The sequence below is a fragment of the Streptomyces phaeofaciens genome (genome assembly GCF_014648915.1).
Lineage (GTDB): Bacteria > Actinomycetota > Actinomycetes > Streptomycetales > Streptomycetaceae > Streptomyces > Streptomyces phaeofaciens.
Window position 1 is genome coordinate 41,730 of the sequence record NZ_BMSA01000036.1, and the last position, 13,730, is coordinate 55,459.

A 13,730-nucleotide genomic window follows, 5' to 3' on the forward strand; every position below is an offset into this window, starting at 1 on the left:
GACCGCCAGCGCGTTCCAGGTCACCGCGGACTCCTCGGTACGGCTCCGTCGGCGACCAGGCGGAGCTGGCGCACGTCGAGGTAGTGCGAGCGGAACCCCGCCTCGGAGTAGGCCAGGTACAGCTCCCACATGCGCCGGAACACCCGGTCGAAGCCGAGCGCGGTGACGGCCTCGGACCGCCGCAGGAAATTCTCCCGCCACAGCCGCAGGGTTTCGGCGTAGTGGTCGCCGTACCCGGCGTCGTCGGTGATACGCAGACCTGCGGCGGCGCTCTGTCGGGCGATCGCCTCCCGGGAGGGGATGAGCCCGCCGGGGAAGACGTACTTGCTGATCCAGGTGTGTGTGCGGGCCGTGTCGAGCATGCCTGCGTGCGGCATGGTGATGGACTGCAGCGCCACGCTGCCCCCGGCCGCGAGCAGCCGGCGCAGCGCTGCGAAGAACACCGGCCAGTACTCGGCGCCGACCGCCTCGATCATCTCGACGCTGACGACCGCGTCGAAGCAGCCCCGGACCTGCCGGTAGTCGCGCAGCTCGACGGTGACCCGGCCGGTCAGTCCCGCGGCGGCGATCCGTTGTGCGGCAAGGTCGCGCTGCTCGGCGGAGAGGGTCACGGTCAGGACATCGGCGCCTCGCGCCGCGGCGCGGAGGGCGAGTTCGCCCCAGCCGGTACCGATCTCCAGCAGGCGCGTGCCCGGCCCGACGCGGGCGAGGTCGAGGAGCCGGTCGATCTTGCGGTGCTGGGCGGCGGTGAGGTCCCCGTGCGTGGCGGGCAACGCGGTGAAGACGGCCGAGGAGTAGGTCAGGCTCGTATCGAGGAGCAGGGCGAAGAGGTCGTTCGACAGGTCGTAGTGACGGCGGATGTTGTTGCGGGCCCCGTCGAGGGTGTTGCGTTCGAGGGCCGGGCGCCGGTGGACCCAGGCACCTCGCAGTCGGCGCAGGGGCGCGGGTACGAGAGCGTCCACGCGGGAGGCCAGGATCGTGAGGACGGCGACGAGGTCGTCGGCATCCCACTCGCCGGCCATGTACGACTCGCCGAAGCCGATGAGGCCGTCCGCGCCGATCCGGCGGTGGAACGCGGCCGGATCGCGCAGGACCAGTGTCGGGTGTCCGGGATCGCCCTGGGCGGGTGCGGGGATCCGGCCATGGCCACGGTCGCCGTGCCGTACCCGCAGCGGGGTGCTGGAGAGGGCGTGTTCGACGATCAGCCGGGCGAGCGCCGTCCGCAGGGCGGAGGATCGGGGAAGGCGGGCGACGTCGGGCCAGCGCGCCGCGTCGACGGGCGCGGCGCCGGCGGACTCGCTGCCGCAGGTCGTGCAGGCGGTGCGGAACGACGACGGAGAGATGGTCAAAGCATGCCCTCTCGGGTCGGGGGAACGGGTCGAGGGCGGACGGGGAGCCCTTTGAGGTGGAGACGGATGCCGTGCCACCGGATGCCGAGGGTGACGGCGAGTGTCGACCAGGGGTGGCTGAGCGTCGCGGTGAGCAGACCGGACACGTCGGCCGGGCGGCGTCGGCCGCGGACCGTGGCGGTCAGGGGACGGCTGCCGTCCTCGTGCCGTAGCTGCACGCTGAGGTCGAGCCGCTCGGCGGGCAGCGGCAGGCGCATCCGGTAGGAGCCCTCGACATCGAAGAACGGGGAGACATAGAACGTCTTGGCGACGTCCGCCCGTCCGTCCGCGTCGGGCCGCAGCAGGTAGCAGTGGCGGCCGCCGTAAGTGTTGTGCACCTCGGCGACGACGCACGCGGGGCGACCGGTGCGGTCGTGGCACCAGTACAGCGTCAGCGGGTTGAACACGTGGTGGAAGACCCTGGCGTGGGCGAGCATCAGGACGCGTCCGTCGGCGTCCGTCACATCCTGTCGTCTCAGAAAGGAGTCCAGTCCGGCCCGGATGGTGGGAGCCCCGCCGCCGAAGTGGTCGCGGGCGTCGAAGCGGGCGAGGGGCCGCAGGAAGCGGGGCAGGCGCGGCAGGTCGTCGATGTCGACCAGCCACAGGTAGGTGCGCCGGCGCAGGGTGTGGCCGAGCGGCACCGTGCGGACGTGGGCGACCTCGCAGGCATAGAGCGAGGGGACGTCGGGCGCGGGGGTCACCAGTTCGCCCCCAGGGCCCGGGCCGCTTCGACGCCGGAGCGACAGCCGTCCTCGTGGAATCCCCAGCCGTGGTAGGCGCCGGCGAACGCCGTCACCGAGGTGGCGAGGCCGGGCAGTTCGCGCTGAGCGGCAACGGAGTGGCGGGTGTGGACGGGGTGTTCATAGACCATACGGGCGAGGACGGTGCTCTCGTCGACGCGGCCGTCCGGGTTGAGGGTGACGATGTGCGGCTCTTCCCCGGTGAGCCTTTGCAGGCGGTTCATGTCGTAGCTGACCTGCACCGTCCCGGGGCGGGTCCGGCAGGACGGGAGCCAGTAGTTCCAGCCGGCGCGGGCATGCGGCGAGGCGGGCAGCACCGAGGTGTCCCGGTGCAGCACGGTGGGGTTGCGGGAGTACGTGAACGCCCCGAGGACCCGGCGTTCGTCGGGCGTGGCGTCCGCGAGCAGGTGCAGGGCCTGGTCGGGGTGGACGGCGATCACGACGGCGGCGTGGTCGGTGGTCTCACCGTCGTCGGTCGTGACGCGTACGTGATCCGCACCGCGCACGACCGCACGGACCGGCGCGGTCGTGCGCACGGCAAACAGTTCCTTGGCGACCTTGTCGACGTAGACGCGGGAGCCGCCGGTGACCGTCTTCCACCGGGGAGAGCCGGTGACGGACAACAGACCGTGGTGTTCCAGGAACCGGAACAGGTAGGCCGCCGGGTGGCGCAGCGCCGTGTCCGGGGGGCAGGACCAGACCGCGGAGACGAGAGGAAGGGCGAAGTGCCCCACGAAGTACGCCGTGAAGCCGCCGCGTTCCAGGAAGGTGCCGAGCGTGGCCGCCTCGTCGCCGGAGGTGAGGAGACGGCGGGCAGCCCGGTGGAAGCGCGGCACCTCGGCGAGCATCCGCAGGTACCGGCCACGCCGGAGGTTGCCGCCGCCGAGCAGACCGTACGGACCACGGGCACCGGCGTACTCGAGGCCGCAGCCGTCGCAGCGGACGGACATGCTCATCTCGGCGTTCTGCGTGGGCACGCCCAACTCCCGGAACAGCCGCAGCAGATACGGGTACGTGCGCTCGTTGTGCACGATGAACCCGGTGTCCACGCCGACGGTGCCGCCCCCGCGGGCGGGCAGCTGATGGGTGTGGGCGTGGCCTCCGAGCCGGTGGTCCGCCTCGTACAGAACCACGTCGTGACCGCGCGAGAGCACGTACGCGGCCGACAGACCGGCCACACCCGCCCCCACCACAGCGACGCTGCGCCTGCTCATGATCTCCCCCTCGTACGCCATGGACCCCGCGCGCCTTTCGCGCTCGTCGTGCGTTCCGACTCGGTGCCGGCCCGGCCTCGGATTCCAAGGCCGCCAAGGCAGGCCGGACAACCGGAACGAGCAGGTCCGGAGAGCCGGCAGGTCCGTGGGAGGTCGGTGGATTCCGACGGCCGACGACCTGCCAGGAGGAACCGAACGTCCGTCGCTCATGACGACTCCTCGTCCTGCCCGGCTGGAGCCGGGACGGGAGCGGGCGCCCGCTCAGTTCTGACCGGACTGCCACCGGGCCACTCGCGTCCGGCCATCAGAGCGTGCGCCGAGCGGAATCCTCGTTTCAAGTCGCACCGATTCTGCATCGAATTGCGAGGGTCCAGTCCTGGCCCAGTCCTGCCCCAGTCCTGACCGCGGGCATGCCGGAAGCGTTCCAGGCCTTCGACGAGCGCGGCGAATCCGGTGGCTTCGGGCCGTTTGGGCCTTGCGCTCCTGGTCCTGGCGGGGTCGTGGTCGTCACGATCGTTGCCGGGCCCGCGCCGACGTAGCTCACGGAAGTCTCGCGTTCCGGCCGGTACGCGGTGCGTGCCGGCCCGGCCCCCTCCCCCGGCCTGCCCGGATGCCGCGCCCGTGGGCACCGATCGCCCTGGAGCCCAACGGCGTGGATCTCGGGCAGCGGCGGAGCGTCGGTGTCGGGTGGCGGTCGTGACGGCGGCAGGCTGGTCGGCGTCCTTGCGGTGATCCAGGGCCAGGAACAGCCACGGCTCGCCTGCGCAGAGGTCTTGTCCTGGTCGTCCCACTCCGCGATCGCCCAGCTGACCAGCGGGTTCACGGTACGGACGCAGGTGAGACACCGAGCGGCGAAGCCGTCGTCACCGCCGGCCCAGGGCTTCGGCGCAGTCGGGTGACATCCGATCTCGCGTTCGAGCGAGGCCCGCTTCGGCAGGATCAAGACGGTTCGCGCGATCGCCAGGCCATGGGAGGCGCGGGCATCCCGCCACGGTGCGAGACTGCCGCCCACCCTCCGTCCCGGCACTTGATTCACCTATCGAATATCGATAGATTCCCATCGTAACTCGATGCAAGGATGGGTCATGGGAAAGCTGACAGTGCGTGCGCTGCGCGCCGTGCTCGTGGTGGTGCTCGCCGGCACCGTGTTCGTGCAGGCATTGATGGTGTGGGTGTTGGTCAGCGGGAGCGACCCGGAGGACGGGTCGCTCCCGCTGACCCCGCTGCGCGTGGTCACGATCCTGGGCATGGTGTCGGTCCAGGTCGCCGTGGTCTGCGTATGGCGGCTGGTGACGATGGTGCGACGTGGAACCGTGTTCTCCCACGCCGCCTTCCGGTACGTGGACGGCGTGATCGGCGCGATCGTGGCGGCTGCCCTCGTGTGGTTCGCGATCACGGGCATCAACGCGCCGGGCCAGCGGGAGGACCCCGGCGTCACCGTCATCATGGGCGGGGTCGGCCTGGCGATCCTGGGGGTCGCGCTCATCGTGCTGCTGATGCGGATGCTGCTCGCCCAGGCCGTCGCGCGCGACGTCGAAGCGGCCCGGATGCAGGCCGAGTTGGACGAGGTGATCTGATGCCGATCGCCGTCGACATCGACGTGATGCTGGCCAGGCGCAAGATGTCCGTGGGCGAGCTCGCGGACCGCGTGGGGATCACGCCCGCCAACCTTGCGGTACTCAAGAACGGCCGTGCCAAGGCGGTGCGCTTCGCGACGCTCGCCGCGCTCTGCGAAGTGCTCGAATGCCAGCCGGGCGACCTGCTGCGCTGGGAGGCCGAGGACGCCGCAGACGGCTGACGTGACCTCCCGGGATCGTGGAGTTCTCGACGCTCCGTGATCCGAGTGGAAGACCGTGCCCGCCCACGCGTCATGGCCGATCCCGCCTGCCTTTGACCAACTCCGCGAGCCTCCCGGGGCCGTGCCCGAGGAAATCCCGGGCCTGCTGGAGCGACCGGCCGAGGTATCCGACCCTCGCGATCTGCGCGGCGTACGGCACGCTCCGGTCGTCGTGCTTGCTCGGACCGCGTGCGCGGCCCGCCAGGTGCGTTCCCGTTGCTGCCCGTAACCGGGAGGAGCGGCAGGGGGTGACGAAACGGAGCAGCGGCCCCAGCAGCCACCGGTGGGTAACCGGATCCGCCGAGGGCTGCTTCACCCGGTGAGGCGACGCTTCCACCAAGGGTCGGAGGGCGCCGAGAACGGATCCTGCAAGGTCCGTGCAAGGAACCGCTCGTCCACCGGCCTGACCGCTGCCAGGAGATCGCGACGCGCCGTGCGGTCCATGGACGTGGCCGCGCCCTCGAGCAGCGTCCGCGCGTGCCGGTCCCGCCACAGCGTGGTTCCGCTCCCGTAGTTCGCTCCATGGCCGGGCCAAGGGTGAAGCGCCAGAGCCCACGCCCGGAAAGCGTGAGCGACATGCCCGCAGGGCAGCCCGTTCCGGCGCTCGAATGCAGCGATCTGCCGATTCGTCGCTGCGGACACACCAGGGACGACGCGTCTGGTACCAGCGCCCCAAAAGCGTGACCGACCGGCTCTGATCTCGCCCGGTGACCGGCGAGGCATACACACTTCCAGACGCGAGGATGAAGGATCGGTCGACGTTACGCCGCCACAGCCGGCGAGATCAAGGGTCAGCCGGTTGCGCTGGGCTGTCCGGCGCGGCTGCTGGCCGGACGACAGGAGCCGGCAAATGGGCCGATGCTGGTGCCGGCGACGGTGTCGATGAGCCCGGTTCGACGGAAGGCCACGGCCCCGGGCCTGCGCCTGCGCCTGCGCCTGCCCCGGCATATTGCGCGGGACCGCACTCACCGTCCCGCACCCCCCAACCCCGCTCCGCAGCCGGCCGATGGCCCACGGCAGGGCCCACGGCTCACCCGACTGACGAAGCCCCGGCGCGCAAGATGCGGGCTGGACAGGCTAAGTTGCCCGGGTGAGTCTCCTTGATGATGTGGCAGAACGCGACGGCTGGCGATGCTGGGTCTGCGACCAGCCGGTCGACCCCGACAAATCGGTGAACGACCCCCAGGGGCCCAGCGTCGACAGCCGGACCGCCGACCGGAAGGCCAAGGTCACCGAACGGCTCGCGCACCGCGGGTGCAACTCCCGCAAGGGCGCGGTCAAGGTCGTCATCGCCTGGCCCGACCACCTCTACGTGATCGAACCCGCACCACTGATCACCGTTGCCGCACGACTGGAACGCAAGGGAGGCCGCGAGACCGTGGGCCGCTGCCCGACCAGGCAGGACGCCCAACAAGCCGCGGACTGGCTGGTGGACCGCTTCTCCCGACTGGCACCGACGCTGCCGGTGACCGCCGACATCCAGGCAGGCGGCGGCCAGTTCCTCGTCACCCTGGCCACCGGCCGCCGCTGACCGGGGAATCAACAGCCCACACCCACCCCGGGCACAGGCCGCGCCGCTCGGCCGGGCCAACACACCGTCCCAGCTTGCCATTTGAGGACCGGCGTCGAACACGGCTCGAACTTGATCAGCGTTTTCGCACTTCAGCGGACACGTAGACGGCCTCCGTCCGATCCTGTACTCCGTCAGCGTCCCGCCCCCGGACAAGGTGGACCACCAGGCTCGAAGAACCAGCTACCGGCCACCCGGGGCGACGCCGGCCCGGCCAAGGCACGGGCCGCCGTGGCTGCCATGGTGGTGGGACTCGCACACGACTTCCACGAAGCTGACGTCGATGTGGCCTGGGATCCGCCCCGGGAACCCGGGTCCTGGACAGCTCAGGTCACCTCACCGGCCCCTGGTGCGTCGCAGGAGAAGTCGTATCCGATGAAGTCGGCGACACGGCTGTATCCGATCCGCCGGTAGAGGGCGTTACTGGTGGGGTTGTCCGGGTCCGTGAACAGGACGACGTCCCTCGCGCCCGCGGCCAGCGCCGCCCTGCTCACCTCGACCGTCACGGCACCCGCGTAGCCGCGGCCCCGAAGACGAGCCGGGGTGTAGACGGGATCCACCCGGACCATGCCCCCCACGACCGAGGTCACAGCCGCCATCGACACGGGAACGCCCTCCGGGGACTCCCAGAACGTGAAGTGCCTGTCGCCGAAACGCGAGTCGTCCCAGGAGCCGGCGTCGATCAGGTCGATGGAACGCTGCTCCCCGACATCGACGCAGAACTCCCGGCACCAGCACACGACTTGATCCCGGTCCCTCTCGCCCACGATGCGCCCCCGGCCTTCCGGGTGCGGCCGCGGCGGGGTGAGCGAGCCGAGACGGTAAAGGTGCGTCCGCCAGAAGGGGACCGGTACCGCGCCCGTGTGCCGCTGCCACGCCCCGGCGAACGCGGTGGCCGTGTCGTGATCCCCGAGAACACCCGAGACGAACCGGTCAACGCCGGCCAGGCGAGCGACGAGAGCTTCCGCCCGCCCGGCAGAAAGAGGGGTGATCCACACATGCCCGCGTGGCCTGCGATAGACAACGGCACAGACCTCACCCCCGGACTCGAGCACACCGAAGAAGCCGGCTTCGACACCCCGTGCGCCTGTACCAGGTGCGCCGGCACCACGTGCCCGCAGTCTCTCGATGTCGGTCAGCGGCGTGTTGTGCAGGACGGGACGCGAGCGCAGGAAACCCCCGGCCCGGGCCAGAAAGTCCTCGACATCGTCGGTGAACCGCCAGTCATCGGAAACCATGTCTCATGCTCCCGGACACACTCGGCCCCGGGGAAGCGCTTAGCTCACGGACGCGCCACCGCCACGACCACTCCAGCACCTTTCAGCCACAGTGGCACAACTGAACGCGCCCAGACGACGACGGCCACAGCGACCTCGGGAGCTGCGAGGCCGCCGCCGTGTCCAGCACAGGTTCCCTCGTTCACCAGTTGGCCCGCCGCCTTCCGCGGGTCAGACCTCGGGTCATCATGCCGACGCAGCCGATCGAGCACCCGACCCTCACACGGCAGGGCAGGACCGCGAAGCCTTCGCACCCGCCGGCCGGGAGACGATGCGCAGGCCGAGCCGGCGACGGTCGCGCGCCCCGTCCGCACCGCAACCCCGGCCGGGCTGCGCCGGGCGTGCTCGGCAGCGGCGACATGGACGGCGACCGCGACATCGACCTGCTGGTGTCCGGCGACGGCGACGATCGGTTGTCTGGCTGGAACAGGTGGGAGACCGCAGCTTCGAGACCCACGTCCTGGCTCGTGCGGGCGGCCACCGAAGCCGGACGTGCGGGCGGCCGTGAGGTCTGCGCGGCCGCCCGCACGACGTGATGTGTCTGCCTGGACTTTCGCGCCTTCAGGTCCGGTTGCCCTCAGCGGGCGAGTTCACCGGCGACGGGCTGATGGCATGCCGAGGCGGCGATCAGGGCTTGGCCGTGTACACGACGCCGGCCAGGTTCTGGGCGGCGGAGCCCCACACCTGGTCGTACAGGGAGGAGTCGAGGCCGAGCGTGTGGAGCAGCCAGGACGTGGTGATGCCGTAGGTCAGTTTCAGTTGGACGGCTCGGGTGGTGCTCCCGCTGTCGCAGCCGATGCCGGAGCTGTCCTCGAACCCGCAGTGGAATCCGCCGGTGATGACGCGCAGTTGCGTGTGCGACACCTTGGCGTCGTACATCTTCTGCTGGTTGCCGGCGACACCGGCGATCGAGTCGGCGCTGCCACCGACGTACTGGACAGGTATGGCGAGTGCGGCGGAGGCGGCGACGGCCGAGGGGTTGGTCTCGGCGGCGGCGAGGGTGGTGACGGACTTGACGGCAGGGTTACGGCTCGCGGCGATCAGTGCCGCGCCGCCGCCCATGGAGTGGCCCGAGACCGCGTACCTGGAGGTGTCGACCCGCTCTGCGAAACGTGAGCCGTTGGTCGTGTTCTGTGTGGTGAGCCAGGTCAGTGCCGCGTTGAGGTCGTCGGCGAAGGCCGTGTGGCTCGGGAAGAGGCCGCCCTGGGACTTGGGGGCGACGGTGATGACACCCCAGGAGGCGTAGTGCTTGAGCAGGCTCTCGTACTGCGTGACGGCCTGGAAGAAGCCGTGCCCGAAGGCGAGGCCCGGGTGGGCTCCGGCGGCGGCCGGTGCGTTCGCCCCGGCCGTCGTGCCCGGGTACCAGACACGCGCACTGTACGACCGCCCCGCGGCCGTCACTGTGACGTCGGTGTAGGCGACGGGGAACGACCCTGTGGTCGAGGGGTCCACCACCTCCGCGGCTGCCGCCGGGCGGGCGTGGGCACCTCCTGGTGCGAGGGCAAGGGCGGCCGCAGCGGTGAGCAGCACCGCGGTGCTGGAGCGCAGGAGTGTACGGAACACGAGATCACCTTTTCTGTGGGGATGAAGCAGTGATTTCTGGTGGTACGTCTCCGTGATGTCCGGGTCTTCTTCGGCGCCGAGGTCGAAGGAGCGCACCGCGGCGGGCACACCCGCACAAGCCCGGGCGGTGGGTCGGGTGGAGGTCAGCCTGGCTGTCGTGACCGGTAGCCGCCTGTCATGCGGGACGGGTTGTCGACGATCTGTCGGTCCGGCGGTGCGCTGCCGCGGCCGCCGAACTCCGCACCGATGACGAGGACATCGTGGTGGAAGCCGCTCATCGGTCGTCCTCTCCTCTGAAGTCGGCCAGCAGCGGGGTGACGAGGCGTTCGAGGTTCTGGCGCCGAACCTGCGGGTTTACCGCGGTGAGCGGGAGGGGGCTGTCCAGGGCGGGGACGTGCGGAAGGAGCGCGAGGTGGGGCAGGACCACGAGCAGGAGCGACAGCAGCGCCTCGACGTCGGTGTCTTCGCGCAGGTGCTCGGCGGCGACGGCTCGTTCGAGCAGGGGGCGCAGCGCGGCCAGATAGAGGGCGTTCACGGGTGTCCGGACGGCGTCGCGGACGGCGGGGTCCATCTCCATGTTGGTGGCGGCTGCCACCCCGCGCTCCAGGGGCTGCTTGGCGAAGTAGTCGAGCCAGGCTTCCAGCGCGTCGACGAGATGCACGGAGAAGTCGCGGGTGCCGTCGTAGCCCTCGAGCCAGGGCCGCATGTGGGCGTGGACGCGCAGCGACGTCTGCTCGGCGACGTAGGTGAAGAGATCGAGTTTGCCGGAGAAATACTGGAAGAGTGAGCCCTTGGCCACCCCTGCTTCGCGGGCGATGACGTTCAGGCTGCCCGTGGAGTAGCCGTGCGTTCCGAACTCGTCCATCGCCGCGACCAGGACACGCTCGCGACGAGCCGGGGACAGCCGGGTCCAGGTGGGCGTGGGCATGGGCATTCCTCCGCATGACCGGGCGGTCATGTGACCGCCCGGTCATGGTGGAGGCGCTTCACACAGGATGTCAACGCAGTTGACGCACAAGCCTGTTGAGCGGCTTCTGCCGCCCCCGACAGGGGGACGGGCCGGCCGACGGCCGGCCGTGGGCCCTGTCTCCGGCGGACCACATGTATGGGCGGTGGCGGCGTACTGGCGGACGAACCCGACGATGCGGCAACTGGAGCCGGTGTGCGGGTTCTCGAAGTCGGCAGGGACCGGGTCATCGACCACAGCTACACCCTGTTGACCGGCCCCTGCCTCCTGCTCGCCGGAAACCTGGCCACGGCCCCGTGGTCGAGCACGGCTCCAGCACCGCGAACACCTGAGCCCAGTGCCGGCTCGTGCTGATCACCGCCGGCATCTGCCGGAACAGCGCCGGGCACGAACTCCGCTCCCCCAGTTCCGCAGCGGCCTCTGCCTCGCCCAGTGGATCCGCACCTACCACCAGGTCAGGGATCGTCTCTCCTACCGATGCCAATACGCCGCTCCCGGCATCGTCCGCCGCGGCCGCTCCGCAGCGAGCGGAGCCGCCGCGGCAGGCGGGATGGGTCAGCGGGCCGTGCCGAAGTCCTGCGTCCAGTAGTTGCCGGGCTGCGCCACCCCCACACCGATCTCCTTGAAGCCGCAGTCCAGGATGTTGCGTTTGTGGCCGGCGCTGGCCATCCAGCCCGCCATGACCTGCTCGGGCGTGGAGTACCCGTACGCGACGTTCTCGCCGTAGGTGCTCCACAGGTAGCCCGCGCGCGTGATCCGCTGTCCCGGGTCGGACCCGTCGGAACCGGTGTGCGACATGGTGTTGTGGCTCGCCATGTCCGCACTGTGAGCCTGGGCGGCCTGCGAGAGCTTCGCGTTCAGGGTGACCGGGGAACAACCGACCTTGGCACGCTCGCTGTTGACCAGGGCGACCACGCGGGCGACGGCCGGGGTCGCCGTGCCGGCGGCGGTCGGCTTCGGCGCGGCGGTCGTCGTCGAGGGAGACGCGGCGGTCGGCTTCGGCGCGGCGGTCGTCGTCGAGGGAGACGCGGCGGTCGGCTTCGGCGCGACGGTGGCCCTCGTCGGGGCGGGCGGGGAGGCCGTCTTCCGGACAGGCGGGGTGATCGTCTTCGACGCGGGCAGCTTGGGCTTCTTCCGGGCGGGTGCCTTGGGCTTCTTCGGGGCGGGCGCCGCGGTCCCGGGAGAGGTCGTCGGCGAGGCCGAGGGCGAAGCCGTCGCCGCTTGCTTCGCGGTCCGGACGTCCCACCACCGGTGTCCGTCCCAGGAGGTCTTCCTCCCGTCCGTCCAGTGACCGCTGGACGTGGCGGTGACGGCCTCGGCTCCCGCGTCACCCATGCACGCCATGGCGGCCGACGGCACCGCCACCGCGCCCATCGCCAGGACCGCGACGGCTATGGGCCGGCGGCGGGTCTTCCTGCGGTGCTTGCGCTGGTTCCTCATGCGGACCTCGTTCGGTCGACTCTCTTTGCGCCCCGGCCGGCCCGGTTTCGCACAGACATTGCGCTTGACCTGCGGGGGCGCCTTGCAGGGCCGTCATTGTTAAAAGCCACGTGAGAACACGGCAACGGGCCGCTTCCACTACCTCACCTAGTAGACGACGGCCCCCTTGAATCCGGCCCCGGATTGTGCCGAGCCGCCGAGGCGGAGACCGGCAGCGCCTCACACTCCGTCAGAAGGACGGCAGATACGGTCCGGCGCCTCGAGACCGCCGATCCCGGCCATCACCCCCGACCAAGATGCCGTATATGCCGATTTCCATACGCCAGATCCGCCTATGTCGGCCACACGCCACGTACTACCGCGACACGTTGATGCGGACCGGGCACGTGAGGGATGTCACCGCCCCTCCCCACAACCCTTCCGGCGACCGGCATGCCGGGCGATACGGACAGACAGCGGTGACCGTGCGCAGCAGCGCGCCGAGACCGCCGACGCAGACGCCGCGGAAGAGAGCCACCACCTGCCCGTCACCGACACCGGTCCGGGCGAAGACGCCGGACCATGCGACCCTGGGCACCTCCGGCCCGCCGGGCACCTCGCGGGCGGAGCGGCAGCCAGCGACGCGGAACGAGGCGCCAAGGAAAGACTTCGGGCCGGCCGTGAAACCGCGCCCCGCCCCCGCCGCCAGGAGATCGCGCGCCGATCGATCAGGCACGCGCGCGCTGCGGCGGACCCACCACCTGACCTCAGCCACACCACCCGACGCCCCACAGAACACACCCCGACGGCAACGGCACCCAGGACACGCCGCTCCCGGCCGCACATGCCGAAGCCACCGCCCCCTCCCCCACGGGGCGCCGACAGAACCTGGTCAACGCAGGACGGGCCGATCACCGCACAAAGGGTCCGGCCCCACCATGCCGGACACTGCACCCACGGGGCCGGGGAGCAGGAATCCCCAGCCGCGCGGAGGCTGCCTGGACGGCATCGACATCCGCAGCAAGCGCCCGAGGTCGAAAAACTACGAAAATAGACAAAAAGACCGGAAAGTAGGGAACCACCCGAATCGCCCTGATGTCTCTTCCAGTGAGCACACAGTCCCCTACAGAAAGATCGGGGGCGTCATGCACCACCATCCGCGCCGCACGGCCGTCGCCGCCGCCGGCATCCTCCTCACCGCGACCGCCGGTGCCGCGGCTCCCGCCTCTGCCGCCACACAGTCCGCGGCATCGGGGCGAGCCCCGGCCACCGCACTCGTCGTCGACGCCCACTGGGCCGGGCACTGCACCTTCGACCGCCTCGTCATCCATGTGCGGGGCACCGTGCCACCCGTCACCGTCAAACCCGTCAGGCACCTGCGCTACGACGGCTCCGGAAAGAGGGTCCCGCTCGCCGGACGCTACTTCCTGGAGATCAAGCTCTCCCCCGCCGCCGCCCACAATCAGGCCGGCAAGCCCGTCTACCGGGGACCCCGCCTGCTGAAGATCCACCTGCCCAAGCTCAAGGGGCTCGCACTGACCGGCGACTTCGAAGGCGTGGTCACCTTCGGGACGGCGTTCAAGACCAAACCGCACTACAAGGCCTACACCGTCCCCCGCCCGGCCCGATTCGTCCTCGACATCAAACACCCCAACATCTGCTCCTGACCGGGAGCGACCCCGCCCGGCTCCGACCACCCCGGAGCCGGGCGGCCACGCCACCATCACCCCGGAGCGGGAACGTTGAGAGGCCGCC

At 70.7% G+C, this 13,730-nt stretch carries 14 protein-coding genes and 1 pseudogene; 7 read left to right on the top strand and 8 right to left on the bottom strand.

Translation table 11 applies throughout. From position 1 onward, the window contains the following. Positions 1-20: 20 nt before the first annotated feature. Genes IE275_RS39515 through IE275_RS39525 form a run of 3 tightly spaced genes read right to left on the bottom strand, consistent with a single transcriptional unit; the run spans position 21 to position 3,342 of the window. A complete protein-coding gene (locus IE275_RS39515) occupies positions 21-1,343 on the bottom strand; it encodes a class I SAM-dependent methyltransferase (protein ID WP_189717562.1) in 1,323 nt (440 codons plus the stop codon). 2 nt (positions 1,344-1,345) lie between these two features. Then, positions 1,346-2,089: a DUF1365 domain-containing protein gene (locus tag IE275_RS39520; RefSeq protein ID WP_189717529.1), complete on the bottom strand. Its 744-nt coding sequence runs from the start codon at positions 2,087-2,089 to the stop codon at positions 1,346-1,348. After that, a complete protein-coding gene (locus IE275_RS39525; RefSeq protein WP_229871052.1) occupies positions 2,086-3,342 on the bottom strand; it encodes an NAD(P)/FAD-dependent oxidoreductase in 1,257 nt (418 codons plus the stop codon). Before IE275_RS39525 ends, IE275_RS39520 begins: the two co-directional genes overlap by 4 nt. A gap of 1,085 nt (positions 3,343-4,427) precedes the next feature. Here IE275_RS39525 and IE275_RS39530 point away from each other — a divergent pair. The 3 genes from IE275_RS39530 (at position 4,428) to IE275_RS39540 (ending at position 6,710) form a co-directional block, all read left to right on the top strand. After that, positions 4,428-4,919, top strand: a complete 492-nt coding sequence (locus IE275_RS39530; RefSeq protein WP_189717531.1) for a DUF2975 domain-containing protein — start codon at positions 4,428-4,430, stop codon at positions 4,917-4,919. After that, positions 4,919-5,140 (top strand): helix-turn-helix domain-containing protein, encoded by a 222-nt coding sequence (locus tag IE275_RS39535; protein ID WP_125652763.1) that lies wholly within the window; start codon positions 4,919-4,921, stop codon positions 5,138-5,140. The genes IE275_RS39530 and IE275_RS39535 overlap by 1 nt, the downstream gene beginning before the upstream one ends. A 1,129-nt stretch (positions 5,141-6,269) precedes the next feature. Continuing rightward, the gene (locus IE275_RS39540) at positions 6,270-6,710 is read left to right on the top strand and encodes a hypothetical protein (protein WP_189717532.1); all 441 of its coding nucleotides are present in this window, start codon (positions 6,270-6,272) and stop codon (positions 6,708-6,710) included. A gap of 365 nt (positions 6,711-7,075) precedes the next feature. Here IE275_RS39540 and IE275_RS39545 read toward each other — a convergent pair whose 3' ends face one another. Continuing rightward, positions 7,076-7,987, bottom strand: a complete 912-nt coding sequence (locus IE275_RS39545) for a GNAT family N-acetyltransferase (RefSeq protein WP_189717533.1) — start codon at positions 7,985-7,987, stop codon at positions 7,076-7,078. 398 nt (positions 7,988-8,385) lie between these two features. Between IE275_RS39545 and IE275_RS46310 the strand changes: the two genes are divergently transcribed. Continuing rightward, entirely contained in the window at positions 8,386-8,562 is a 177-nt protein-coding gene (locus IE275_RS46310) for a hypothetical protein (RefSeq protein WP_229871053.1), read from the top strand. Between the two features lie 91 nt (positions 8,563-8,653). Here the strand turns inward: IE275_RS46310 and IE275_RS39555 are convergent, their stop codons facing one another. The 3 genes from IE275_RS39555 to IE275_RS39560 form a co-directional block, all read right to left on the bottom strand. After that, positions 8,654-9,589: a poly(ethylene terephthalate) hydrolase family protein gene (locus tag IE275_RS39555; RefSeq protein WP_189717534.1), complete on the bottom strand. Its 936-nt coding sequence runs from the start codon at positions 9,587-9,589 to the stop codon at positions 8,654-8,656. A gap of 143 nt (positions 9,590-9,732) precedes the next feature. Next, positions 9,733-9,867, bottom strand: a complete 135-nt coding sequence (locus IE275_RS46935; protein WP_268255336.1) for a hypothetical protein — start codon at positions 9,865-9,867, stop codon at positions 9,733-9,735. Beyond that, positions 9,864-10,517 carry a TetR/AcrR family transcriptional regulator gene (locus tag IE275_RS39560; RefSeq protein WP_189717535.1) on the bottom strand — a complete coding sequence of 218 codons (654 nt, stop codon included), beginning with the start codon at positions 10,515-10,517 and terminating at the stop codon, positions 9,864-9,866. Before IE275_RS39560 ends, IE275_RS46935 begins: the two co-directional genes overlap by 4 nt. Positions 10,518-10,642: 125 nt before the next feature. Between IE275_RS39560 and IE275_RS47345 the strand changes: the two are divergent. After that, positions 10,643-10,829: pseudogene (locus IE275_RS47345) on the top strand (helix-turn-helix domain-containing protein); the annotation flags it as partial. A 282-nt stretch (positions 10,830-11,111) separates the two neighbouring features. Here the strand turns inward: IE275_RS47345 and IE275_RS47130 are convergent. Next, the gene (locus IE275_RS47130; RefSeq protein WP_308435764.1) at positions 11,112-11,471 is read right to left on the bottom strand and encodes a CAP domain-containing protein; all 360 of its coding nucleotides are present in this window, start codon (positions 11,469-11,471) and stop codon (positions 11,112-11,114) included. On the opposite strand from IE275_RS47130, the gene IE275_RS47135 reads away from it, so the two are divergent. Then, positions 11,440-11,847 (top strand): hypothetical protein, encoded by a 408-nt coding sequence (locus tag IE275_RS47135; protein ID WP_308435765.1) that lies wholly within the window; start codon positions 11,440-11,442, stop codon positions 11,845-11,847. The two genes, IE275_RS47130 and IE275_RS47135, sit on opposite strands and share 32 nt — an antisense overlap. 1,273 nt (positions 11,848-13,120) lie before the next feature. After that, a complete protein-coding gene (locus IE275_RS39575; protein WP_189717537.1) occupies positions 13,121-13,642 on the top strand; it encodes an AMIN-like domain-containing (lipo)protein in 522 nt (173 codons plus the stop codon). Positions 13,643-13,730: the final 88 nt, after the last annotated feature.